Origin of the sequence: Phytopseudomonas argentinensis (assembly GCF_900113905.1) — a bacterium.
In the GTDB taxonomy this organism is placed as follows: Bacteria; Pseudomonadota; Gammaproteobacteria; order Pseudomonadales; family Pseudomonadaceae; genus Aquipseudomonas; species Aquipseudomonas argentinensis.
In genome coordinates this window covers 391,513-415,760 of sequence record NZ_FORC01000001.1, presented here as the reverse complement: position 1 = coordinate 415,760, position 24,248 = coordinate 391,513, and the positions used below count along the sequence as shown (strand labels likewise).

Genomic DNA, 24,248 nt, shown 5'->3' with positions numbered 1-24,248 from the left:
TCCGCCTGCTAGGCTCGAAGGGCCGCTATGTTCATAGCGGCCTTTTGGTTTTTGCACTCTGGCTCGACAAGCGGGACGCCCATGGACGGGACACGAACAGCAGACCTGCGCAGCGTTTTGCTGGCCCTGGCCGCCGGCCTGCTGTTGCTGCGCTGGCTGCCGCAATTGCCGCCCAGCTCCCTGATATGGGGGGCAGCGCTAATGGGATTGATCCTGTTGCCTTCGCGCGGCTGCCTGATCGGCCTGTTCCTGCTCGGTTTCAGCTGGGCATGCCTGTCGGCGCAATCGGCACTGGATGATCGCCTGGCCCCCGAACTGGACGGCCGCACGCTGTGGCTGCAGGGCAGGGTAGTCGACCTGCCGGATGTGCGTGAAGGGGTGGTGCGTTTTCACCTGGCCGAGGCGCAGTCACGGCGTGCCGAGCTGCCGCAACTGCTGCGTTTGTCCTGGTATGGCGGGTCACAGATTCGCGCCGGTGAGGTCTGGCGGCTGGCGGTGAACCTCAAGCGGCCCCATGGGCTGGTCAACCCACAATCCTTCGACTACGAGGCCTGGCTGCTGGCCCAGCGCATTGGTGGGGTGGGCACCATCAAGTCCGGCCAGCGCCTGAGCGAAGCGGACGGCGGCGCGGCGTGGCGCGACGGGCTGCGCCAGCACCTGCTCGCCAAGGATCCCCACGGCCGCGCCGGCGGGCTGGCCGCCCTGGTGCTGGGCGACAGCTCTGGCCTGTCCGTAGCCGACTGGCGCGTGCTGCAGGACACCGGCACGGTGCACCTGCTGGTGATCTCTGGCCAGCACGTGACGCTGGTGGCGGGGATGTTCTACGGCCTGGTGTTCTGGTTGGCCCGGCTCGGCTGGTGGCCCCGTGCGCTGCCCTGGCTGCCGACGGCCTGCCTGCTGGGCTTTATCTCGGCGTTGGGCTACAGCCTGCTGGCCGGCTTCGAAGTGCCGGTGCAGCGCGCCTGCGCGATGATCGGCCTGGTGCTGCTGTGGCGCTGGCGCTTTCGTCACCTGGGCATCACCTTGCCGTTACTGATGGCGCTGGTCGCGGTACTGATCCTGGAGCCCCTGGCGGTACTGCAACCGGGCTTCTGGCTGTCGTTCGGCGCGGTGGGGCTGCTGATTCTGATCTTCGCGGCGCGCCTGGGCGCCTGGGCCTGGTGGCGGACGCTGGGGCGCGCGCAGTGGGCGATGACCGTGGGCTTGTTGCCGATGCTGCTGGCCCTCGGCCTGCCGATCAGCGCCAGCAGCCCCTTGGCCAACCTGATCGCCGTGCCTTGGGTCGGCTTCGCCGTGGTGCCGCCGGCATTGCTCGGCACCTTGCTGCTGCCGGTGCCCTGGCTCGGCGAGGGCCTGCTGTGGCTGGCCGGCTTCTCCCTGGAGTGGCTGTTCCGTCTACTCGGCTTGATGGCTGAGTGGCTGCCGGCCTGGCTGCCCAGCGCCTTGCCGTTATGGGGCTGGCTGCTGGTGGCACTGGGAGCGCTGTTCATTCTATTGCCGGGAGGTGTGCCATTGCGCGGCCTGGGCCTGATCCTGCTGCTGCCGTTGCTGTTCACGCCTGTAGAGCGGCCTGCCGAGCAGCGCGCCGAGGTGTGGATGCTGGATGTCGGCCAGGGGCTGTCGATGCTGGTGCTGACCCGCAATCACGCGCTGCTGTATGACGCCGGCCCCAGCTTCGGCGATTTCGACCTGGGCGAGCGGGTGGTGCTGCCCTCGTTGCGGGCGCTGGATGTGCGCGCACTGGACATGCTGCTGATCAGCCATTCGGACAACGATCACTCCGGCGGTGCCGAGGCGGTCGCGCGGGGCATGCCGGTGAAACGCGTGGTCAGTGGCGAGGCACCCGCGCTACCCGCCGGCTTCGGCGCAGAGGCGTGCGGGCAAGCGATCTGGGCATGGGATGGCGTGCAGTTCAGCACCTGGCGCTGGGCCGAGGCGGCGGACAGCAACCAGTCTTCCTGCGTGTTGATGATCGAGGCGGCTGGCGAGCGCATCCTGCTGACCGGGGATATCGATGCGCGGGCCGAGCGCGCGCTGATCGACAGTGGTCACGAGCTGCAGGCCCGCTGGCTGCTAGCGCCGCACCACGGCAGCCGCAGTTCGTCGTCCTGGGCCTTGCTCAAGGCGGTGCAGCCGCAGGCGGTGCTGTATTCGCGGGGCAAGCACAACGCCTATGGGCATCCGCATCCGATGGTGGTCTCTCGTTATGCCGCCTTCGGGGCGCGGGCCTACGACAGCGTCGAGACCGGCGCGCTGCGTATCGAACTCGGCACCTTTGGCGAGCCGCAGGCGCTGCGTGAAATACCGCGTTTCTGGCGGGAAAAATGAGAACCGCAGCCGTCGGCGACATCACGACCCTATGCTAGAGTGGCGCCACTTTTGCGAAGGGGATCTGCCACCGTGTGGGAACTGGTTAAATCTGGCGGCTGGGTAATGCTGCCGATCATTTTGTGTTCAATCGCCGCCCTGGGCATCATTGCCGAGCGCCTGTGGACGCTGCGCGTCAGCCGCGTGACGCCGCCCCATCTGCTCGGGCAGGTGTGGCGCTGGATCCAGGACAAGCAGCTCAACAGCCAGAAGCTCAAGGAGCTGCGCGCCGACTCGCCGCTGGGTGAGATCCTCGCCGCCGGCCTGGCCAATTCCAAGCATGGTCGCGAGATCATGAAGGAGTGCATCGAAGAGGCAGCGGCCCGTGTGGTGCACGAAATGGAGCGCTACCTCAATGCGCTGGGCACCATCGCCGGTATCGCGCCGCTGCTCGGTCTGCTCGGCACGGTGATCGCCATGATCGATATCTTCGGCTCGTTCATGGGCGGCAGCACCGCCAACCCGGCACTGCTCGCAGGCGGTATCGCCAAAGCGCTGATCACCACTGCCTCGGGCCTCACCGTGGCGATTCCGGCACTGTTCTTCCACCGCTTCCTGCAGCGCCGCGTCGATGAACTGGTCATCGGCATGGAGCAGGAAGCCATCAAACTGGTGGAAATGGTGCAGGGCGAACGTGACGTCGACCTTGCCGAGGAGCCCAAGCCGGCCAAGGGGAGCAAGAAAGCGTGAAGTTCAGACGTAGACGGCGCGAGCAGGTCGAGATCAATCTCGCCTCGCTGATCGACGTGGTGTTCATCCTGCTGCTGTTCTTCGTGGTAAGCACCACCTTCACCCGGGAGACCCGCATGCAGGTCGACCTGCCCGAGGCGGCCAGCGGCACGCCGCCGGAGCAGAGCGAGCTCAAGCAGCTGGAAGTGGTGATCTCGGCAGATGGCACCTTCTCGCTCAATGGCCAGGCCCTGATCAAGAACGATCTGGACAACCTGATGGCGGCCCTGCAGAAGGAGTCGGGCGGTGACAACAGCCTGCCGCTGACCATCAGCGCCGACGCCAAGACCAGCCATCAATCGGTGATCACCGCCATGGACGCCGCCGGCAAGCTGGGCTTCGCCCACTTGCGCATCACCACGGTCGAGACCCAGGCCGCGCCCTGATGGCGAGCCTTGCCGACCGCTTGGTCAAAGCCTGGTACGAAGGGCATCCGGCATTGGCGCTGTTGCGCCCGCTGGAGGCCTTGTACCGCAGCGTGGTGGCGCGCAAGCGGGCGCGCTTCCTCGCTGGCGAGGGCGATATCTACCGCGCGCCGGTGCCGCTGATCGTGGTGGGCAACGTCACCATTGGCGGCACCGGCAAAACGCCGTTGATTCTCTGGCTGGTCGAACAGTGCCAGGCCCGGGGCCTGCGCGTTGGCGTGATCAGCCGCGGTTATGGCGCCAAGCCGCCGAGCCTGCCCTGGCGTGTTCGCGCCGAACACAGCGCTGAGCAGGCGGGCGATGAGCCACTGCTGATCGTCCAGCGCAGCGGCGTGCCGCTGATGATCGACCCGGATCGCGGTCGAGCGGCGAGGGCGCTGCTCGCAGAGGAGCCGTTGGACCTGCTGCTCAGCGATGATGGCCTGCAGCACTATCGCCTGGCCCGCGATGTGGAACTGGTGCTGATCGACGCTGCCCGCGGTCTAGGCAACGCCCGCTGCCTGCCCGCCGGGCCGCTGCGCGAGCCGGCCGAGCGGCTGGATAGTGTGGATGCCTGTCTTTACAACGGCGCAGCCGAGGATCCACCCGGCGGCTATGCCTTTACTCTGCTGCCCAGCGCGCTGATCAACCTGCGCAGCGGCGAGCGTCGCGCGCTCGACCATTTCCCGCCGGGCCAGGCCGTGCACGCAGTGGCCGGTATCGGCAACCCACAGCGTTTCTTCACGACCCTCGAGGCGCTACACTGGCGGCCTGTCGCGCATGCCTTCGCCGACCACGCCGCCTACAGCGCCGAGCTGCTGAATTTCTCGCCGGCGCTGCCGTTGCTGATGACCGAGAAGGATGCGGTGAAGTGCCGGGCCTTCGCGGCCGACGATTGGTGGTACCTGGCCGTCGACGCTCAGCCCTCTGCGGCATTCCGCGCCTGGTTCGACGCCCGGCTGGAACGTCTGCTCGGCGAGCGGCACTAAGCGTTCACGCTCTACCTCTTTTGTTCTCAAGGATTTCCCATGGACCCGAAACTGCTCGATATCCTGGCCTGCCCGATCACCAAGGGCCCGCTCAAGCTCAGCCAGGACAAGACCGAACTGATCAGCAAGGGCGCCGGTGTGGCCTATCCGGTTCGCGATGGCATTCCGGTGATGCTGGAAAGCGAAGCCCGTACCCTCACCGACGACGAACGCCTGGACAAGTAAGATGAGTAACGCCTTTACCGTGGTGATCCCGGCCCGCTATGCGTCCACCCGCCTGCCGGGCAAACCGCTGCAGGATATCGCCGGCAAGCCGATGGTTCAGCACGTCTGGGAGCAGGCCTGCAAAAGCAGCGCGACCCAGGTGGTGATCGCCACCGACGATGCGCGCATCGTCGAGGCCTGCCAGGCTTTCGGTGCCAAGGTGTTGCTGACCCGCGTCGACCACAACTCCGGCACCGACCGCCTGGCTGAAGTGGCTGCTGCCCTGGGCCTGGAAGCCGATGCCATCGTGGTCAACGTGCAGGGCGATGAGCCGCTGGTACCCCCAGCGATCATCGACCAGGTAGCGGCCAATCTGGCCGGCAATCCCCAGGCTGCCATCGCCACCCTGGCCGAGCCCATCGAGGATGTCGCCGCGCTGTTCAACCCCAATGTGGTCAAGGTCGCCAGCGATCTGAATGGCCTGGCGCTGACCTTCAGCCGCGCGCCGCTGCCCTGGGCGCGTGATGCCTTCGCCGCTGATCGCGACAGCTTGCCGTCGGGCGTTCCCTATCGCCGGCATATCGGTATCTACGCTTATCGCGCCGGCTTTTTGCAGGACTTCGTCGCCTGGGGCCCATGCTGGCTGGAAAACACCGAGTGCCTGGAGCAGCTGCGTGCGCTCTGGCATGGTGTGCGCATTCATGTCGCCGACGCACAGGAGGCGCCGCCTGCTGGTGTCGACACCCAGGAAGACCTCGACCGTGTACGCCGGTTGCTGGGTGTTTGATGCGCGTTCTGTTCGTGTGCCTGGGTAATATCTGCCGTTCCCCCACTGCCGAGGCGGTATTGCGCCAACGGCTGCAGCAGACCGGGCTGGCCGAGCGCATCGAAGTCGACTCTGCCGGTACCGGCGACTGGCACATCGGCAAGGCGCCGGACTCGCGTACTCAGGAAGCTGCCAAGCGTCGTGGTTATGACCTGTCCAGCCTGCGCGGTCGCCAGGTCTCGGCTGACGACTTCGCGCGTTTCGACCTGATCCTGGCCATGGACAGCGCCAACCTGCGCGACCTGCAGCGGCTGCGCCCGGCCCAGGCACGGGGCGAGCTGGATCTGTACCTGCGCCGTTTCGGCCTCGCCGAGAGCGAAGTGCCGGATCCGTACTACGGCGGCAGCGAAGGTTTCGAGCAGGTGTTGGATCTGCTCGAGCAGGCCAGCGATGCCCTGCTGATCGAACTCAAGGGACGTTTATGAGCCTGCTGGTGCAGTCGGGCGTATCGCTCAAGGCCTATAACACTTTTGGCGTGGATGTGGCAGCGCGCTACTTTGCCGAGGCGGATGACGATCAGCAGGTGCGCCAGGCGCTCGCCGCTGCTCGCGAGCGACAGGTGCCATTGCTGGTGCTTGGCGGTGGTAGCAACCTGCTGTTGACCGCCGATGTCGAGGCGCTGGTGCTGCACATGGTCGGCCGCGGCATTCGCGTGCTGGCCGACGATGGCCAGCGCGTGGAGATCGAAGCCGAGGCCGGCGAACCCTGGCACCCGTTCGTGCTGTGGACGCTGGCTCACGGCCTGGTCGGCCTGGAAAACCTCAGCCTGATTCCCGGCTCGGTCGGCGCTTCGCCGGTGCAGAACATTGGTGCCTATGGTGTCGAGCTGAAGGATTGCTTTCTCGGCCTGACGGCCCTGGATCGGCAGACTGGCGAGGTCCGTCAGTTCGATCTGCAGGATTGTGCCTTCGCCTATCGCGACAGTCTGTTCAAGCGTGAAAGCGGGCGCTGGATCATCCTGCGCGTGCGGTTCGCCCTGAGCCGTAATGCAGCCCTGCATCTGGATTACGGCCCGGTGCGTCAGCGCCTGGCGGAGCAGGGCATCGAGTCACCGAACGCCAGTGATGTCAGCCGGGCCATTTGCGCCATCCGCAGTGAGAAACTGCCGGACCCTGCGGTGCTCGGCAATGCCGGCAGCTTCTTCAAGAATCCGCTGGTACCCGCCGAGCTGGCGCAGCGTCTGCAAGCCGAATACCTCGATCTGGTGGCCTATCCCCAGCCCGATGGCCAGGTGAAGCTGGCGGCCGGCTGGCTGATCGACAAGGCCGGTTGGAAGGGCTTTCGCGACGGCGACGCCGGCGTGCACCGGCTGCAGGCCCTGGTGCTGGTCAATTACGGCAACGCCACTGGGCAGCAATTGCTCGACCTGGCCCGGCGCATTCAGGCGGATATCGCCGAGCGCTTTGGTGTAAGCCTGGAAATAGAGCCGAACGTGCTCTGATTACGCTGCGCGGCCTCGCCGGTTTGGCGGGGCTGCGCAGACTTCATCTCATCATTGCTCTCCAGGCCCAAGCAGGGCTGCGTTCAAACGCGTGCTACAGAACCCGGCTTTCCTTAGCTGAGGCGAGCGCAGCGATATCAGGGCGATCCACGGCCGGCCCGAGATCCCGGCGCGCATACGACCGAGCAGCGGATTCCAGGCAATAAAAAAGGGATGCCGAAGCATCCCTTTTCATTACGCGTCAGCTATCAGGCTTGCGGTTTGGGCGCATCCTGATCGCGCTGGGCGCTTTCGTCGACCGGCGTGACGATCACCTCAGCCTGTTCGGCTTGCTCGACCGGCTCGCTGGCTGGTTGGGCCTCGACCACGGCTTCGCCTTGCGCCACCGGAGCCGCTTCAACGGCCGGAGCGGCCTCGACCACGGCAGGGGCCGCAGCGGCAGCCTTGGCAGCTTCTTCGGCTTCGCGAGCCAGACGCTCTTCTTCACGCTTGCGACGGCGTACTTCGCGAGGGTCGTTCGGCGCACGGCCGTTGCTGCTGACCGGTGCCGACGTGGCTACCTGCTCGATGGCTGCCGCAGGTGCTTGCTCTGCTTCAGGAGCAGCCTCGACTACCGGAGCAGCTTCTGGAGCCTGGGTCACCACGGTGGTTTCGGCGACTGGCGCCTCGGCCAGCGGCTTCTCGACTGCCGGGGCTTCAACAATGGCCGGGGTCTCGGCAACAACCGCTTCGCTCACCGGCTCGGCAGCTACTGCTGCCGGCTCGACCGGCGCTTCGAAAACCGGCGCCTGTTCGCGCGGCTGCTCGACTTCCGGCAGCGCCTCGATCACCACGTCGGCGCGCTCGGCGACCACCGGGGTGGCAGTGGCTTCGGCGGCCTGGGCAGGTTGCTCGGCTTCGGCAGCGGGGGCTGCCTCGACCGCTGCAACTGGAGCGCTCACTTCGCGCTCACCGGCCGCTTGCTGTTCCGCAGGCTGCTCGGTGTCGGCGATCACGGCGGCCACGGTGGCGGCGGCTGCGATGCTGGCACCATCTACCGGCTGCTCGGCGTTGTCTTCGCTGCCTTCGATCGGGTTGCCATCGGCATCACGCTGACGTTCACGACGATTGCTGCGGCGACGCTGGCCACGGGAGCGGCGACGTGGGCGGTCACCACCTTCGTTACCGTCCTGATCGTCGTCTTGCTGCTCTTCGCTGTTCAGCACTTCTTCTTCGGCGCTGTCGGCCTGCGCCTGCTCGGCACGTGGCTGACGCTCTTCACGCGGCTGGCGTGGCTGACGCGGTTCGCGTTGCGGGCGTTCGGCGCGGGTTTCTTCAGCTGCGACCGCTACGTTTTCGCTCTGCGGCTCGGCATCCAGCGGGGCACGCAGCTCGCGCGGTTGACGCTCTTCGCGCGGACGGCGCTCGCGACGGTTTTCCTGGCCTTCACGCGGCTCGCGTGGCGGACGGGATTGACGCACTTCCTGAGGCTCGCGCACTTCCACGTTCTCGCGGGGCTGGCGATCTTCACGTGGAGCACGCGGTTGGCGCTCCTCGCGGGGCGCACGCTCTTCACGCGGTGCACGCTCTTCGCGAGCAGCGCGATCTTCACGTGGTGCGCGTTCTTCGCGTGGCTTGCGATCGTCGTCGCGGCGGTTGCCACGGTTGCGGTTCTGCTGGCGACCGTTGCGGCGCTCGTCACCGCGCGGCTGGCGCTCGCCCGGCTTCTTCTCGACCACGGTCGGCTTCTGCTCTTCGGCGCCGGCGAACAGACCTACCAGGGATTTCACCAGGCCCTTGAACAGGCCACCGGCTGGTGCTGCTGCGGTAACCGGTGCGGCCGGCGCGGCTGCTTCGCTCACGGGCGCCGGTGCGCTGCGCGGCGGGGCGGCCTTGATGGCGGCTTCCTGGCGCACCAGGGTGCGGGTGGCGGCTGCCGGTTTCTCTTCCTCGGCTTCGACCGTGGCCATCTCGTAGCTGGTCTGGGCGCTCTGGGCTTCCGGGCTGTCGTCACGGATGCGCTGCACTTCGAAGTGCGGGGTTTCCAGGTGATCGTTCGGCAGGATGACGATACGCGCACGGGTACGCAGTTCGATCTTGGTGATCGAGTTGCGCTTCTCGTTGAGCAGGAAGGCGGCGACCGGGATCGGCACCTGGGCGCGTACTTCAGCGGTACGGTCTTTCAGGGCCTCTTCTTCGATCAGGCGCAGAATCGCCAGGGACAGCGACTCGACGTCACGGATGATGCCTTGGCCGTTGCAGCGCGGGCAGACGATGCCGCTGCTTTCGCCCAGGGAGGGGCGCAGGCGTTGACGGGACATTTCCAGCAGGCCGAAGCGCGAGATGCGGCCGACTTGTACACGGGCACGGTCGGCTTCCAGGGCTTCGCGAACTTTCTCTTCGACGGCGCGCTGGTTCTTGGCCGGCGTCATGTCGATGAAGTCGATGACGATCAGGCCGCCGATGTCGCGCAGGCGCAGTTGGCGGGCGATCTCTTCGGCCGCTTCCAGGTTGGTCTGCAGCGCAGTTTCCTCGATGTCGCTGCCTTTGGTGGCGCGCGCCGAGTTGATGTCGATGGACACCAGGGCTTCGGTCGGGTCGATGTAGATCGAGCCACCGGACGGCAGCTTAACTTCACGCTGGAAGGCGGTTTCGATCTGGCTTTCGATCTGGAAGCGGTTGAACAGCGGCACGCTGTCTTCGTACAGCTTGATCTTGCTGGCGTACTGCGGCATCACCTGGCGGATGAAGGTCAGGGCTTCTTCCTGGGCTTCGACGCTGTCGACCAGCACTTCGCCGATGTCCTGGCGCAGGTAGTCGCGGATGGCGCGGATGATGACGTTGCTTTCCTGATAGATCAGGAACGGGGCAGGGCGGTCCTGGGAGGCTTCCTTGATGGCGCTCCACAGTTGCAGCAGGTAGTCGAGGTCCCACTGCATTTCTTCGCTGCTGCGGCCCAGGCCGGCGGTGCGCACGATCAGGCCCATGTCGCCCGGGATGTCCAGGCCGTTGAGGGCTTCGCGCAGTTCGTTGCGCTCTTCACCTTCGATGCGGCGGCTGATGCCACCGGCACGCGGGTTGTTGGGCATCAGTACCAGATAACGACCGGCGAGGCTGATGAAGGTGGTCAGGGCCGCGCCCTTGTTGCCACGCTCTTCTTTCTCGACCTGAACGATGACTTCCTGGCCTTCCTTGAGCACGTCCTTGATGTTGACGCGGCCTTCAGGGGCTTTGGAGAAGTATTCGCGGGAGATTTCTTTGAGGGGGAGGAAGCCGTGACGCTCGGAGCCGAAATCGACGAATGCCGCTTCGAGGCTGGGTTCTACGCGGGTAATGCGGCCTTTGTAGATATTGGATTTCTTCTGTACACGGGCGCCTGACTCGATGTCCAGGTCGTACAGGCGCTGGCCATCTACCAGCGCAACACGCAACTCTTCGGGTTGAGTTGCGTTAATCAGCATTCTTTTCATGTGGTACCAGTGGTTTCCGGTGCTGCCGGAAGCCGCGTTAGGCACACACGACGCTCAGGGTCGGTGTCAGGTGCGTCAGAAACGGGCGTAAATCGTTTCATTGTCTAGCGGCAGCAGCCAGTTGTGCTGGGCCGCGACGGACGTCTCCTGCTTGCTGTATGTGACAGAAAGCACTCAAAGCTTGCTTGTGATCCGGCTAAGCATCGGCCTTGCTGCGTTAAAACCGGTTTGGAAGGCCCGCTTACTGCACGAGTAAGCCTCGTTCCTTGCCTGCCTCGCGTTGGAGGCTGTTACTAACGTAGCGTCTTGCCTGGCGCTAGCTCGCGAGATCCTAAACAGGCTCTCAGTCAGGAGGAGGAATCAAGGGTCGGTAGCGGACGATATGACGCGTCTCTGATAAAGCTCTTTGCTACGCAGGCCGACCGTTGTGCATCTCCACCCTACACGTATCGCTGAAAATCGGGTGCCGCTCACGAAAATCCGCAGCGGGTTGGCATTACCGTGACCCGTCCAAGTGGGCAGGTCACGCATCTGTGTCTCAGGCCTTGTTTCCGAGTTTCTCGAGCAGCCATGCTGGCCTATCGCTCTATGAGGAGCCCGTCGGACAGCCTTATGTCCTGAATGGGTTGCTCGATTCGCGATGGCGGTTTGGCAACATCCGCGAATCAGGCCGCTTTTGACGGCATTCGCGACTATAGCAGCAATGATTAAGTGCTTCAAATCCATAAAAATTGTATGATCGCGGCCATGACGACACCCACTACTCCAACCTCCGGCGTTCAGCTGCTCGAGGTCGCGCCTGAACTCGCGGGTCAGCGCATCGACAACTTCCTCCGCAATCAGCTCAAGGGCGTGCCCAAGACCTTGATCTACCGCATCCTGCGCAAGGGTGAGGTACGGGTCAACAAGGGGCGCATCAAGCCCGAGTACAAACTGCAGGCCGGTGACGTCGTGCGGGTTCCGCCGCTGCGCCTGGCCGAACGCGACGAGCCCGAGCCGCTGGCCCAGGGCCTTTTGCAGCGTCTGGAAGCCGCCATCGTCTATGAAGACAAGGCGCTGATCGTGCTCAACAAGCCGGCCGGCATCGCCGTGCATGGCGGCAGTGGCCTCAACTATGGGGTGATCGAGGCGTTTCGCCAGTTGCGCCCGGACGCCAAGGACCTGGAGCTGGTGCATCGCCTCGACCGCGACACATCCGGCCTGTTGATGATCGCCAAGAAGCGCAGCATGCTGCGCCACCTGCACGAGCAACTGCGCGGCGACGGCGTCGACAAACGCTACATGGCGCTGGTGCGCGGCCATTGGGCGACTGCCAAGAAGCAGATCAACGCGCCGCTGCTCAAGAGCAACCTGCGTTCCGGCGAGCGCATGGTCGAGGTCAATCCGGAAGGCAAGGAAGCGCTGACCCTGTTCCGTGTGCTGCGCCGTTTCGGCGAGTTCGCCACCCTGGTCGAAGCCAGGCCGGTCACTGGCCGTACCCACCAGATTCGCGTGCACGCCCAGTACGGCGGGCACTGCATCGCCGGTGACAGCAAGTACGGCGATGACGACTTCACTCGCGAGATCCGCGAACTGGGCGGCAAACGCCTGTTCCTGCACGCCTACGAGCTGAACATCCCGCTGCCCGAAGGCGGTGTGCTGAAACTCGAAGCGCCGGTCGACGAGATGTGGGCTCGCACCGTGGAGCGCCTGAGTGCCTGACTACAAGCTGCTGATCTTCGACTGGGACGGCACCCTGGTCGACTCCATCGCCCGCATCGTCACGGCCATGCACCAGGCTGCCGATCTGTGCGGCGTGCCACGGCGCAGCGACGAGGCGGTCAAGGGCATCATCGGCCTGGCGCTGCCCCAAGCGATCACCACGCTTTATCCGGAACTCGGCGAAGCGGCGCACGTCGAACGCTTCCATGGCCATTACAGTGCCTGTTACGTGGCAATGGATCAGACGCCGTCCGGGTTCTTTCCGGGCGTCGAGCAGAGCCTGGCGAGGTTTCGCGAGCAGGGTTATCAGCTGGCGGTCGCCACCGGCAAGAGTCGCCGCGGCCTGCAGCGGATTCTCGACACACTCGGCTGGCAGGATTATTTCGATATCACGCGCTGCGCCGATGAAACCGCCAGCAAGCCGGACCCGTTGATGTTGCAGGAGATCCTGCAGCACTGTGGGGTAACGGCCGAACAGGCGTTGATGGTCGGCGATTCTTCGTTCGACCTGCTGATGGCGCAACGCGCGGGTATGGATTCGGTGGCGGTGGGCTATGGTGCCCAGACGCTGGAGGCGCTGAGCCTCTACCAACCGAAGTTGTCGATCGACCATTTCATGCAATTGAGTACCTGGCTGAGCAGCAGGGTAGCCGAGACCCGAACCGAGGAGATTGAGCATGTGGGGTGAGAGAAAGACGTCGTCGGTCTCCGAGAGCGACCCGAAGAGCTGGAAGCTCCTCGAAAAGACGTTGCTGGCCAGTGTCCAGGAGCAGCGCCGGTCGCGGCGCTGGGGCATCTTCTTCAAGTTGCTGACCTTCATTTACCTGTTTGGCGCCCTTGCCTTGTTCTCGCCGCTGATCAGCACCCAGAGTGGCAGCAGCACGGCCCACACCGCAGTGATCGAAGTGCGCGGCATGATTGCCGACAAGGAAGCGGCCAGTGCCGACAACATCGTCGGTAGCCTGCGCGCCGCGTTCAAGGACCCCAACACCAAGGGCGTGATCCTGCGTATCAACAGCCCGGGCGGCAGCCCGGTGCAGTCGGGCTACGTGTATGACGAAATCCGCCGTCTGCGTGGCGAGCACCCGGACATCAAGGTCTATGCGGTGATCTCCGACCTCGGCGCATCCGGTGCCTATTACATCGCCAGCGCCGCGGACCAGATCTACGCCGACAAGGCCAGCCTGGTGGGCTCGATCGGCGTCACGGCGGCCAGCTTCGGTTTCGTCGAGACCATGGAGAAGCTTGGCGTCGAGCGTCGCGTCTACACTTCGGGTGAACACAAGGCGTTTCTCGACCCGTTCCAGCCGCAGAAGCCGGAAGAAGCGGCCTTCTGGAAGACCGTGCTGGAAACCACCCACAAGCAGTTCATCGATAGCGTGAAAAAGGGCCGTGGCGATCGCCTCAAGGATGCCGAGCATCCCGAGCTGTTCTCCGGGCTGGTGTGGTCCGGCGAGCAGGCGCTGCAATTGGGCTTGATTGACGCCCTGGGCAGCACCAGCTATGTGGCTCGCGAAGTGATCGGCCAGGAAGAAATGGTCGACTTCACCGTGCAGGAGAGCCCACTGGATCGCTTCACCAAGCGGCTGGGCGCCAGCGTGGCCGAACACCTGGCGCTGTGGATGGGCTTCCAGGGGCCTACTCTGCGCTGATTACCCGCGTTGCCATAAAAAAGCCCCGGCCAGTGCCGGGGCTTTTTATTTAGGCGACCGCCTGGCTATCAACGCTCGTCGAGGGCGAAGGCGGTCAGGCTGTAGGTGGGAATGCCCATATCCTGGAGGCGGCGGGAGCCACCGAGTTCGGGCAGATCGATGATCGCCGCCGCCTCGTGAATGCCGGCGCCCATGCGCTTGATCAGCTGTACGGCGGCCAGCAGGGTGCCACCGGTGGCGATCAGGTCGTCGACGATCAGCACCTTGTCACCTTCGCACAGGCTGTCGGCGTGGGCTTCCAGGAAGGCTTCGCCGTATTCGGTCTGGTAGCCCTGGCTGAGCACGTCGGCGGGCAGCTTGCCCTGTTTGCGAAACAGCACCAGCGGCTTGTTCAGCTCGTAGGCGAGAATCGAGCCGATCAGAAAGCCGCGGGCATCCATGGCACCGACATGGCTGAAATCGGCCTCGACATAGCGCTGGATCAGGCTGTCGATGACCATGCGCAGGGCGCGCGGGGACTGGAACAGCGGGGTGATGTCGCGAAACACCACGCCCGGCTTGGGGAAGTCATTGACCGGGCGGATAAGGGTCTTGATGGTGAAATCATCAAAGATCATGGCAGCGTGAATCCTTAACGGGAGTATCAGCCGCTAAGGTTACCACCGGCCAGCGCACACAGCTCGATCGGGTCGAGAATATGCACTTCCTTGCCTTCGGCTTCGATCAGGTTGCTCTGCTGGAAACGGGTGAACACCCGCGACACGGTTTCCACGGCCAGGCCCAAGTGGTTGCCGATTTCATTGCGCGACATTGCCAGGCGGAACTGGTTGGCCGAGAAACCGCGGGCGCTGAAGCGCGCGGACAGGTTGACCAGGAAGGTGGCGATGCGCTCATCGGCGGTCTTTTTCGAAAGCAGCAGCATCATCTGCTGGTCGTCGCGAATCTCGCGGCTCATCACACGCATCAGCTGACGACGCAACTGGGGCAGGCTCACCGACAGCTCGTCGAGGCGCTCGAAGGGAATCTCGCAGACCGAGGTGGTTTCCAGGGCCTGGGCGGACACCGGGTACAGCTCGGTGTCCATGCCGGAGAGGCCGACCAGCTCGCTGGGCAGGTGGAAACCGGTGATCTGTTCCTCGCCGGCATCGCTCAGGCTGAAGGTCTTCAGCGCGCCGGAGCGCACAGCGAACACTGACGTGAAAGTGTCACCCTGGCGGAACAGGAACTCGCCTTTCTTCAGCGGACGGCCGCGTTTGACGATGTCGTCGAGGGCGTCCATGTCCTTGAGATCCAGCGACAGGGGCAGGCAGAGGCTGGCGAGGCTGCAATCCTTGCAGTGTGCCTGATGAGTAGTGCGCAGCTTGATGCTTTCGGACATCGCCCTTATCCCTAGGTAATCACTCAGAAGTCGTAAGGGTAACGCACCAGAGGGGTGCGCGGCCACCTGCCGCAGGGTGCTCAAGTGTCGCACGCGCCTGCCGATAGAACTGTATCGATGAATTCAAGCCATGGAAGATTGTGATGCAGGTGGATACATCTATCTTGGGTCAGCGCGCCTACGTACCCGCTCTCGCGCCTGCGCCCGCTGCAGTGCCAGCCGAGCCTGGCGAGCAAAGCCAGGCTGGCGCGCTTACCGCGGAATCGGACAGCGCGCCGGGTGTCACGGTGACGCTTTCCGCCGAAGGCCTGAAGCGCTCCCAGCAGACGGCAGCCAAGAATGCCGATATCGAAGAAAGCGATCTGCCCGACGAAGTGAAGCAGTTATTGAAGATGATCCGTGAGCTGAAGAACCAGCTTGACGAGAAAATGGCCGAGTTGCAGGCACAGATGGCCCAGGGCGATATGGACGACGATGAACAGCAGGCCGCAGTGCGCGCCTTGCAGCTCGAGGTCGGTACGCTTAACAGCGCGCTGAGCACGGCCAATGCGCAGCTGGTGAAAGTGATGCGCGATCAGAACCTGAGCAGCGAACAGAGCTCGACCGCCGCCTCGCTGATGGCCAGGTGACAGGGTGGTGCCGCGCGGCCCTGCCGGCCGCGATGCTCAGATAACCCGCGAAAAGCGCTGCTGGTTGGTCTCACCCAGGTAGCGGTCGAACAGCATGCACAGCGAGCGCACCAGCAGCCGCCCCGCCGGCAATACCTGGATGCCGCGCTCCGCCAATTCGATCAGCCCGTCACGGTGCATCTGCTGCAGTGCTGGCCAGGCATCGGCGAAGTAGCTGCGAAAGCTCATGGCGAAGCGCTGCTCGATGTCCGCGAACTCCAACTGGAAGTGACAGATCAGCTGCTGGATCACCGCCCGACGAATCCGATCGTCGTCGTTGCAGCCCAGGCCGCGTAGGGTGGCCAGTTGTCCGTTGTTCAGGCTGCCCTGGTAGGCGGCCAAATCCGAGCTGTTCTGGCAGTACAGGTCGCCAATCTGGCTGATCGACGACACGCCAAGGCCGATCAGATCGCAGTGGCCGTGGGTGGTATAGCCCTGGAAGTTGCGCTGCAGGCTGCCGTCTTCCTGGGCGCTGGCCAGCTCATCGTCGGGCAGGGCGAAATGGTCCATGCCGATGTAGCGATAACCGGCGCCCGCCAGTTGCTCGATGCTGCCTTGCAGCATGGCCAGCTTGGCTGCCGCGCTGGGCAGTTGCCCGCTGTCGATGCGCCGCTGCGGCAGGAAGCGCTCCGGCAGGTGGGCATAGTTGAACAGCGACAGTCGATCGGGCTGCAGGGCGATGACCTGCTGCACGGTGTGGGCGAAGTTCTCCGGTGTTTGCTGCGGCAGGCCGTAGATCAGGTCGATGTTCACCGAGCGAAATTGCAGGGTGCGCGCGGCTTCGACGATGGCGCGGGTTTCTTCCAGGCTCTGCAGGCGGTTGATGGCGCGCTGCACGTTGGGGTCGAGGTCCTGTACGCCGAGGCTGACCCGATTGAAGCCCAGCTCGCGTAGCAGGCCCATGGTCGACCAGTCCGCCTCACGGGGGTCGATCTCGATGCTGTAGTCACCGCTGTCGTCATCGAGCAGGGTGAAATGCTCGCGCAGCTTGCTCATCAGCTGACGCAGTTCGTCATGGCTAAGAAAGGTCGGGGTGCCGCCGCCCAGGTGCAGCTGCTCGATGCGTTGACGCTTGTCGACATGGTGACCGATCAACGTCATTTCCCGCTCGAGCGCTTGCAGGTAGGGCTGAGTGCGGCCGCGATCCTTGGTGATGACCTTGTTGCAGGCGCAGTAGTAGCAGATGTTGGCGCAGAACGGCAGATGCAGGTACAGCGACAGTGGGCGCAGCGCGCGGCGGCTGTCACGCAGGGCGTGGAGCAGGTCGAAGGAGCCGACGCCGTCATGAAACTGCACGGCGGTGGGATAAGAGGTGTAGCGCGGGCCGGCTTGATCGTAGCGGCGGATCAGGTCGGAATCCCACTGGATGGCGTCGAGCATGGCGAGTTCCGCTTTAGCATTGAATGCTCAGCAGTCTAGGGAACGCAGTGGCGGGGCTTTTTGATCTGAGTCATGGGGTCGCAGCGGTGGCGTAACCGTTGGTGCTATTAGCTCCGTAGCCTGGGTGAGCGAAGCGCAATCCTGGAAAGGGCGCCTGGCTTCAGTGCCCCATCAGCCAGTGCTGGTGCGGGCCGGGCAGGGTCCACAGGCCGAACAACATTACCAGCAGACCGCCGGCCACGCGCACGCCGCGCCAGCGCAACAGGCCGGCCAGGCGCTCGGCCGCCAGCCCGGTAGCCAGCAGCACCGGCAGGGTGCCGAGGCCGAAGGCGAACATAAGGGCGGCGCTGCGCAGGGCATCACCCTGGCTCGCCGCCCACAGCAGTGTGCTGTACACCAGGCCGCAGGGCAGCCAGCCCCACAGGCCGCCGAGCAGCAGAGCACGCGGCAGGCTGGTGATTGGCATAAAGCGTCGGGTGATCGGTTGCAGCCGGCGCCAGAGCCCGCGGCCCAGCGCTTCGATGCGCGTCAGTCCGCTCCACCAGCCGGCCAGGTACAGGCCCATGGCGATCAGCAGTAGCCCGGCGAGGCCACGCATTACGGTGGCAAGCGGACCGCTGGCTATTACCCAGCCGGCCAGGCCGAGCAGCAAACCGGCTGCGGTGTAGCTGAGAATCCGCCCGGCGTTATAGGCGACCAGAAGCTGCAGGCGCTGATGGCGCCGCTCGGCGGGGATGGCCAGACTCAGCGCACCCATCAGACCGCCGCACATGCCCAGGCAATGGCCGCCGCCGAGCAGGCCGAGGATCAGCGCGGAGATCAGTTGCGGCAGCAGGTCAGTCATGGTCTTTGACAGTGGGCTCGTGTTTGGCCTGTTTCACCGCCGCCTGGTGGCGTGGGTCATCGTCGTCGAAGAGGATGCGGTGCGCCGGGCTGTCGAGGTCGTCGTACTGGCCGCTGTCCACGGCCCAGAAGAACAGCCACACGGCGAAGATCACCAGCAGCAGGGCGACGGGAATCAGGATATACAGTGCGGTCATGGTGCTTTCCCCAGGCGCAGTGCGTTGAGTACCACCAGCAAAGAGCTGGCCGACATGCCCAGGGCGGCCCAGATCGGCGTGATCCAGCCGAGGGCGGCGAAGGGCAGCACCAGGCCATTGTACAGCCCGGCCCAGGCCAGGTTCTCGATGATGATGGTGCGGGTGCGGCGCGCCAGGCGCAGGGCATCGACCAGGCTGGTCAGCCGATTGGAGAGCAGCACGGCGTCGGCGCTGGTCTTGGCCAGATCCGAGGCCGAACCCATGGCCACGCTGATATCGGCGCCGGCGAGTACCGGCACGTCGTTGACGCCGTCACCGAGCATCAGCACACGGCGGCCTCTGGCCTGCAGGTCGCGCAGGATGGCCAGCTTGGCGTCCGGTGTCAGCCCGCCGCGGGCCTGGTCGATACCCAGCTGGCGGGCCACTTCGCCGACCATGGGCGAGCTGTCGCCGCTGAGCAGCAGGATCTGCCAACCACGCCCACATGCCGCCTCGACCAGGGCGGGGGCATCCTCGCGCAAGCGGTCGTCGAGTACGAACCAGGCCAGCGGCCCTTGCTCGTCGCCGAGCAGCAGCCACTGGCCCTGTCCACCGGCGATGGCCGGTGCGGTACAGCCGCTCAGCGCGCTGACGAACTCGGCCCCGCCTATGCGCAGGCGCCGCCCCTCGACGATGCCTTGCAGACCCAGGCCGGGAATGTTTTCTAGCGCCTCAACGCGCGCCGTGGCGCGGCCGAAGGCGCGGGCGATCGGATGTTCCGATTGGCTTTCCAGCGCCGCGGCCAGGGCCAGGCAGGTATCGCCATCCAGCGAGCCGAGCGGGTGCACGGCACGCAGGGTCAGGCGGCCTTCGGTGAGGGTGCCGGTCTTGTCGACGATCAGCGTGTCGATCTGCTCAAGGCCTTCCAGCACGTGGCCGCGGGTCAGCAGCATGCCGAGTTTGTGCAGGGTGCCGGTGGCCGTGGTCAGCGCTGTCGGCGTCGCCAGGGCGAGGGCGCAGGGGCAGGTGGCGACAAGCAGGGCGAGCACCACCCAAAATGCCTGCGATGCATCGAGCTGCCACCAGACAACCCCGACGATGGCCGCCACCACCAGCACGATCAACAGGAACCACTGCGCCACCCGGTCGGCGATCTCAGCCAGGCGCGGCTTCTCGCTTTGTGCCCGCTCCAGCAGGCGGACGATGGCCGACAGCCGGGTGGCGTCGCCCAGTGCCTGCACCTCGACGGTCAGCGGCCCCTCGACATTGAGGGTGCCAGCGGTCACGCCATCGCCGACGCTGCGCGCCTGTGGCAGGTACTCGCCGGTGAGCAGCGATTCATCGACGCTGGACTGCCCGGCCAGCACCTGGCCGTCGGCCGGGATCAGCGCACCCGGTGGCACCAGCACCTGGTCGCCGGGTTGCAGCTCGCTGAGCAGGATGCGCTGGCCCTGGCCCTGTTCATCCAGGCGCAGGCACGAGGCCGGCAGCAGCTTGACCAGTTGCGCGGTAGCCGCCGCGGTACGCTCCCGGGCGCGGCGTTCCAGGTAGCGACCGCTGAGCAGGAACAGGGCGAACATGCCCACGGCATCGAAATACAACTCGCCATGGCCCATGACCGTGGACCAGATGCCCGCCGCGTAGGCGCCGCCGATGGCCAGCGACACGGAGACGTCCATGCTCAGGTGACGGGTGCGCAGGTCGCGCAGCGCGCCGCGAAAGAACTGGCCGCAGCAGTAGAAGACGATGGGCGTGGTGAGGAACAGGCTGACCCAGCGCAGGATGCTGTCCAGCTCCGGGCTCAGGTCGACGTTGAACTCCGGCCAGGTGGCCATGCTGGCCATCATCACCTGCATCCACAGCAGCCCGGCGACGCCCAGCTGGCGCATGGCGCGGCGGTTCTCGCGGGTCAGCTGCTCGGCGGCGGCGTCGGCCTGCCAGGGGTGGGCGGCATAGCCGATGCGCCGCACTTCGCCGAGCAGCCCGCTCAAGGGCAGGGCGCTGGCGCTCCAGCGTACCCGCAGGCGATGGTTGGACAGGTTCAGGTGCGCCTCGGCCACGCCGGGCAGGGCATTGAGGTGCTTTTCGATCAGCCAGCCACAGGCTGCGCAGCTGATGCCCTCGATCAGCAGGCTGGTTTCGCTCCATTCGCCGCTTTGTTCGACGAAGGGCTGCTGCACGTCGCGGCGGTCATAAAGGGCCAGTTCGTCGGGCAGCGCCTGGGGCAATTGCTGGGGATTGTTGGCCGCCTCGCTGCGGTGGCTGTAGTAGTGCTCCAGGCCGTTCTGCACGATGGTTTCGGCCACCGCCTGGCAGCCCGGGCAGCACAGCGCGCGCGATTGGCCCAGTACCACCGCCGAAAAACGGCTGCCCGCCGGCGCCGGCAGGCCGCAGTGGTAGCAGGGCGCCGGGCTGCTGCGCTCGAGCGGCGCGCTGGTTGCAAGCGAGGTGTCGATCAGCGTTCATCCCCGAGCCTGATGCTCTTGCCGGTTTCCAGGGTTTCTTCCTCGAACAGGCGCCAGTCCTGGCTGCCTTCCTGGCCGATCAGCTCGACGAAGCGCCGGCCCTGCACGCTGTCCTGCAGGTTGCCGCGGTACAGGCCCTGGCCCTGATGCTGCAGCACCACGCGGCGATCGCGCTCCGGCTGGGTCGGCGACACCAGGTTGAGCACCAGTTGCGCGGGCGCGCTGGCGCCGTGTAGTTGCAATTCGGCGATGCCACGTTCGTCGTCCAGGTCTAGCGTCGCCTGCAGTTTCAGGCTCACTGCCAGGTTTTCGCGCTCCAGGGACTGGTTGATGCCCTTGCCGACGTCGTAGTAGTCGTCGGAGATCAACCCCGGCGGATTGCGGGTGGCGACGGTCAGCAGGGTCAACCCCTGGATCACCGAGTAGCCGAGCAGGGCGATCAGGAACCAGGGCCAGAACTGCTTGTACCAGGGGGCGGGTTGGAGCTCTTCGTTCATCGCTGGATGGATCCTTCACATTTGCGGTTTGTGACAATTACCGTGTTGTCAGTGCATTCATTTCCGCTCTGACGAGCGGGTTTCTTTTGGCATTGCCCCAAAAGAAACCAAAAGGTCTAGCCCCGCCATCCGGCCCCAGCTTCGCTGGGGTTCCCTCGCTCCATCATTGCTCCAGGGGCCGGCCTGGAAGGGCCATCCCTGGCCCATCAGGCCTCTCGCCGCATCCATGCGGCTCGTCCCCCTGCACAATGATTCCACTCGGCCTTCTGAAGGGGCAATTGTTTGTCGCCTGGACATCTTGTGTGAGGGCACACCAAAAAGCTCAAGCCGACGTTCACCTTCGCTATCTCATGCTCGGGCCGATAAAGCGGCTGCTGGCGTCGTTGTGGATGCTGTCGTCGTCGGTGGCACGGATGTGGAAGGTGATCTCGTTGGTGCTCGACGGCAGTTTCTCGGCGTCGATGGACAGCTCCACCGGGATCGCCAGCACTTCGCCGGCCAGGGCGCGCACTTCGCGGCGGCCTTCGTAGACCAGGCCGTCCAGGCCGTCGGCCTCGATACGGTAGACGACGTCCTGCTGGGCCTTGTTCATGATCTTCAGGGTGTAGACGTTCTCGATTCGGCCCAGCTCGTTCTCGCGGTAGAGTACCCGATCCTTGAGCACGTCCAGCTCGACCAGCGGGCGGTTGCTCACTGCCCAGGCGAATACCGCCAGCATGGCCAGGAGGGCGATGGCGTAGCCGATCAGCCGTGGGCGCAGCAGACGCGTCTTCTGCCCCGAGAGGTTGTGTTCGGTGGTGTAGCTGATCAGCCCGCGCGGGTAGTTCATCTTGTCCATGACGGCGTCGCAGGCGTCGATGCACGCGGCGCAACCGATGCACTCGATCTGCAGGCCGTCGCGAATATCGATGCCGGTCGGGCACACCTGCACGCACAGGGTGCAGTCGATGCAGTCGCCCAGGCCCTGGGCCTTGTGGTCGGCGGTCTTCTTGCGCGGGCCGCGGGTTTCGCCACGGCGCGGGTCGTAGGAGACGATCAGCGTGTCCTGGTCGAACATCACGCTCTGGAAGCGCGCATAGGGGCACATGTGAATGCACACCTGCTCGCGTAGCCAGCCGGCATTGCCGTAGGTGGCGAGGGTGAAGAAGGCAATCCAGAACAGCGCCCAGCCGCTGGCCTCGAAGGTGACCAGTTCGGCGAGCAGTTCGCGGATCGGCGAGAAGTAGCCGACGAAGGTCAGTGCGGTGACCAGGGAAACGCCCAGCCAGATGCTGTGCTTGGCGAAGCGGCGAGCGAATTTGTTGGCACTCATCGGCGCCTTTTCCAGCTTCATGCGCTGGTTGCGGTCGCCCTCGGTGACCTTTTCCGCCCACATGAAAATCCAGGTGAACACGCTCTGCGGGCAGGTGTAGCCGCACCACACCCGGCCGGCGAACACGGTGATGAAGAACAGCCCGAAGGCGGCGATGATCAGCAGTGCCGAGAGCAGCACAAAATCCTGGGGCCAGTATGTGGCGCCGAAGATGTGGAACTTGCGCTCCGGCAGGTTCCACCACACCGCCTGGTGGCCGTTCCAGTTCAGCCATACGGTGCCGAAGTAGAGGATGAACAACAGAGCGCCGCCAGCGCGTCGCAGGTTGCGGTAGAAGCCGCTGAACGCGCGGGTGTGGATCTTCTCGCGACTGGCATAGAGGTCGATGGTCTCGCCGGCGGGCGGCGTGACGTTCTTGACGGGGATCTGTTGGCTCATCGAGGGCTACCACAACGGTTGGTCGGGCCTGTCGCGACCGATACGTGCCGGTCGCGATCGTTCGCTGCGCCGATGGTACGCCGCAACGCCGGATCGGACTTGCGGCTACCCGTCGCAGGGTAGGTGCAGGGCCATGCTAGGGTCAGCAGGCCGGAGCCGTCCTGACCTAGATCAGTGCACCTAATCTTTCTCCCGGTTTTGCGCTTCTGCCGGCGCCTTTTCGCGCTGCGACAGGCTGTACACGTAGGCGGCCAACAGGTGCACCTTGTCGTTGCCGAGAAACTCCGCCTGCGCCGGCATCTTGCCGCTGCGCCCATAGCGAATGGTCTGCTGCACCTGGGCGAAGCTGGAACCGTACAGCCACACCTTGTCCGTGAGGTCTGGTGCGCCGAGCACCTGCAGGCCCTTGCCGTCGGGGCCGTGGCACATGGCGCAATTGGTGGCGTAGAGCTGTCTGCCCGCGTCCAGGTCGACGGCGATGTGCGCCGGGTTTTCCAGGTTCGAGAGGCTGCGCACGTAGGCGGTCACGTCGCGCACGCCGTTGTCGCCGAGAATCTCTTGCCAGGCCGGCATCACGCCCTGGCGGCCCTGCATGATGGAGGTCTTGATGGTTTCCGGGTCGCCGCCGTACAGCCAGTCGTCATCGGTCAGGTTGGGAAAACCGAAGGCGCCTTTGGCATCGGCGCCGTGGCACACCGCGCAGTTGTTGGCGAACAACCGGCCACCGATTCTCAGCGCCTTCTCGTCCCTGGCCAGTTCGCTGATGGGTGTGGCCGCGTACCCGGCGAACAGCGGGCTGTAGCGTGCGTCGGCGGCGGCCATCTCGCGCTGCCACTGGCCGACCTGGGTCCAGCCCTCGTCATAGCCGGGCAGCAGGCCCTTGAAGTTGCCCAGCCCGGGGTAGAGCAGCAGGTAGCCGAAGGCGAATGCCAGGGTGCCGAGAAACAGCAGGAACCACCAGCGCGGCAGCGGGTTGTCGTATTCCTCGATGCCGTCGAAGCTGTGCCCCGTGGTCTGCTCGCTGTCGCCCGGCCGCTGGCCCGTACGGGTGGCGATAAGCAGCCAGGCCAGGCCCAGCAGCGTGCCGAGGGTGGCCAGCGCGATGAACAGGCTCCAGAAGGTGCTCAAGGTTTGTCGTCCTCGAGCTTGTGGTTCTGCTGGCTGGCGCTCGGCGGCTGCTCGTCGGCGAAGGGCAGGTTGGCCGCTTCGTCGAAGCTGGACTTGCGCTTGCTGCTGTAGGCCCAGAGCATCACGGCGACGAAGGCGATGAACACCACGGCGGTGCCGATGCCGCGGATGGTGCCGATGTCGGTCAGAAAGGCTGGCATG

At 65.1% G+C, this 24,248-nt stretch carries 23 protein-coding genes; 12 read left to right on the top strand and 11 right to left on the bottom strand.

Annotated features, from left to right (window positions below; genetic code table 11):
- The first annotated feature begins 81 nt into the window (after positions 1-81).
- The 8 genes from BM154_RS01840 (at position 82) to murB (ending at position 6,960) form a co-directional block, all read left to right on the top strand.
- The gene (locus BM154_RS01840; protein ID WP_244157043.1) at positions 82-2,328 is read left to right on the top strand and encodes a DNA internalization-related competence protein ComEC/Rec2; all 2,247 of its coding nucleotides are present in this window, start codon (positions 82-84) and stop codon (positions 2,326-2,328) included.
- Positions 2,329-2,400: 72 nt separating this feature from the next.
- Positions 2,401-3,057, top strand: a complete 657-nt coding sequence (locus BM154_RS01835) for a MotA/TolQ/ExbB proton channel family protein (RefSeq protein WP_074880260.1) — start codon at positions 2,401-2,403, stop codon at positions 3,055-3,057.
- Complete coding sequence (locus BM154_RS01830) at positions 3,054-3,482, top strand: ExbD/TolR family protein (RefSeq protein WP_074880257.1); 429 nt, start codon at positions 3,054-3,056, stop codon at positions 3,480-3,482. The genes BM154_RS01835 and BM154_RS01830 overlap by 4 nt, the downstream gene beginning before the upstream one ends.
- Positions 3,482-4,489, top strand: a complete 1,008-nt coding sequence (lpxK, locus tag BM154_RS01825; protein WP_074880255.1) for a tetraacyldisaccharide 4'-kinase — start codon at positions 3,482-3,484, stop codon at positions 4,487-4,489. The genes BM154_RS01830 and lpxK overlap by 1 nt, the downstream gene beginning before the upstream one ends.
- Before the next feature lie 39 nt (positions 4,490-4,528).
- Positions 4,529-4,714: a Trm112 family protein gene (locus BM154_RS01820; protein WP_073264637.1), complete on the top strand. Its 186-nt coding sequence runs from the start codon at positions 4,529-4,531 to the stop codon at positions 4,712-4,714.
- A 1-nt stretch (position 4,715) separates the two neighbouring features.
- On the top strand, positions 4,716-5,480 hold the full coding sequence (kdsB, locus tag BM154_RS01815) for a 3-deoxy-manno-octulosonate cytidylyltransferase (protein ID WP_074880252.1): 765 nt from the start codon (positions 4,716-4,718) through the stop codon (positions 5,478-5,480).
- Positions 5,480-5,944 carry a low molecular weight protein-tyrosine-phosphatase gene (locus BM154_RS01810; RefSeq protein ID WP_074882308.1) on the top strand — a complete coding sequence of 155 codons (465 nt, stop codon included), beginning with the start codon at positions 5,480-5,482 and terminating at the stop codon, positions 5,942-5,944. The genes kdsB and BM154_RS01810 overlap by 1 nt, the downstream gene beginning before the upstream one ends.
- A complete protein-coding gene (gene murB, locus BM154_RS01805; RefSeq protein WP_074880249.1) occupies positions 5,941-6,960 on the top strand; it encodes a UDP-N-acetylmuramate dehydrogenase in 1,020 nt (339 codons plus the stop codon). Before BM154_RS01810 ends, murB begins: the two co-directional genes overlap by 4 nt.
- A 248-nt stretch (positions 6,961-7,208) precedes the next feature.
- Here the strand turns inward: murB and rne are convergent, their stop codons facing one another.
- On the bottom strand, positions 7,209-10,409 hold the full coding sequence (gene rne, locus BM154_RS01800; protein ID WP_074880246.1) for a ribonuclease E: 3,201 nt from the start codon (positions 10,407-10,409) through the stop codon (positions 7,209-7,211).
- Between the two features lie 747 nt (positions 10,410-11,156).
- Here rne and rluC point away from each other — a divergent pair.
- From rluC to sppA, 3 genes are read left to right on the top strand one after another with little or no spacing between them, the layout of a single operon-like run.
- Positions 11,157-12,110 carry a 23S rRNA pseudouridine(955/2504/2580) synthase RluC gene (gene rluC / locus BM154_RS01795; RefSeq protein WP_074882307.1) on the top strand — a complete coding sequence of 318 codons (954 nt, stop codon included), beginning with the start codon at positions 11,157-11,159 and terminating at the stop codon, positions 12,108-12,110.
- A complete protein-coding gene (locus BM154_RS01790) occupies positions 12,103-12,798 on the top strand; it encodes an HAD-IA family hydrolase (RefSeq protein ID WP_074880243.1) in 696 nt (231 codons plus the stop codon). The genes rluC and BM154_RS01790 overlap by 8 nt, the downstream gene beginning before the upstream one ends.
- Positions 12,788-13,762 (top strand): signal peptide peptidase SppA, encoded by a 975-nt coding sequence (sppA, locus tag BM154_RS01785; RefSeq protein ID WP_074880240.1) that lies wholly within the window; start codon positions 12,788-12,790, stop codon positions 13,760-13,762. Before BM154_RS01790 ends, sppA begins: the two co-directional genes overlap by 11 nt.
- Before the next feature lie 68 nt (positions 13,763-13,830).
- On the opposite strand, the gene BM154_RS01780 is transcribed toward sppA, so the two are convergent.
- Both BM154_RS01780 and fnr read right to left on the bottom strand, forming a co-directional pair.
- Positions 13,831-14,379, bottom strand: a complete 549-nt coding sequence (locus tag BM154_RS01780; RefSeq protein ID WP_074880237.1) for an adenine phosphoribosyltransferase — start codon at positions 14,377-14,379, stop codon at positions 13,831-13,833.
- 26 nt (positions 14,380-14,405) lie between these two features.
- Positions 14,406-15,140: a fumarate/nitrate reduction transcriptional regulator Fnr gene (gene fnr, locus BM154_RS01775; RefSeq protein ID WP_074880234.1), complete on the bottom strand. Its 735-nt coding sequence runs from the start codon at positions 15,138-15,140 to the stop codon at positions 14,406-14,408.
- 149 nt (positions 15,141-15,289) lie between these two features.
- On the opposite strand from fnr, the gene BM154_RS01770 reads away from it, so the two are divergent.
- Entirely contained in the window at positions 15,290-15,769 is a 480-nt protein-coding gene (locus BM154_RS01770) for a hypothetical protein (RefSeq protein ID WP_139225371.1), read from the top strand.
- Between the two features lie 36 nt (positions 15,770-15,805).
- Here BM154_RS01770 and hemN read toward each other — a convergent pair whose 3' ends face one another.
- From hemN to BM154_RS01730, 8 genes are all read right to left on the bottom strand, one after another.
- A complete protein-coding gene (gene hemN, locus BM154_RS01765) occupies positions 15,806-17,188 on the bottom strand; it encodes an oxygen-independent coproporphyrinogen III oxidase (RefSeq protein ID WP_074880227.1) in 1,383 nt (460 codons plus the stop codon).
- Between the two features lie 160 nt (positions 17,189-17,348).
- On the bottom strand, positions 17,349-18,032 hold the full coding sequence (locus BM154_RS01760; protein ID WP_074880226.1) for a sulfite exporter TauE/SafE family protein: 684 nt from the start codon (positions 18,030-18,032) through the stop codon (positions 17,349-17,351).
- On the bottom strand, positions 18,025-18,228 hold the full coding sequence (gene ccoS, locus BM154_RS01755) for a cbb3-type cytochrome oxidase assembly protein CcoS (protein WP_074880222.1): 204 nt from the start codon (positions 18,226-18,228) through the stop codon (positions 18,025-18,027). The genes BM154_RS01760 and ccoS overlap by 8 nt, the downstream gene beginning before the upstream one ends.
- A complete protein-coding gene (locus BM154_RS01750; RefSeq protein ID WP_167364657.1) occupies positions 18,225-20,663 on the bottom strand; it encodes a heavy metal translocating P-type ATPase in 2,439 nt (812 codons plus the stop codon). The genes ccoS and BM154_RS01750 overlap by 4 nt, the downstream gene beginning before the upstream one ends.
- On the bottom strand, positions 20,663-21,169 hold the full coding sequence (locus BM154_RS01745; protein ID WP_074880217.1) for a FixH family protein: 507 nt from the start codon (positions 21,167-21,169) through the stop codon (positions 20,663-20,665). Before BM154_RS01745 ends, BM154_RS01750 begins: the two co-directional genes overlap by 1 nt.
- Positions 21,170-21,512: 343 nt before the next feature.
- The gene (gene ccoG / locus BM154_RS01740; protein WP_074880215.1) at positions 21,513-22,919 is read right to left on the bottom strand and encodes a cytochrome c oxidase accessory protein CcoG; all 1,407 of its coding nucleotides are present in this window, start codon (positions 22,917-22,919) and stop codon (positions 21,513-21,515) included.
- A 180-nt stretch (positions 22,920-23,099) separates the two neighbouring features.
- On the bottom strand, positions 23,100-24,047 hold the full coding sequence (gene ccoP / locus BM154_RS01735; protein WP_074880212.1) for a cytochrome-c oxidase, cbb3-type subunit III: 948 nt from the start codon (positions 24,045-24,047) through the stop codon (positions 23,100-23,102).
- The gene (locus BM154_RS01730; RefSeq protein ID WP_074880209.1) at positions 24,044-24,247 is read right to left on the bottom strand and encodes a CcoQ/FixQ family Cbb3-type cytochrome c oxidase assembly chaperone; all 204 of its coding nucleotides are present in this window, start codon (positions 24,245-24,247) and stop codon (positions 24,044-24,046) included. Before BM154_RS01730 ends, ccoP begins: the two co-directional genes overlap by 4 nt.
- Position 24,248: the final 1 nt, after the last annotated feature.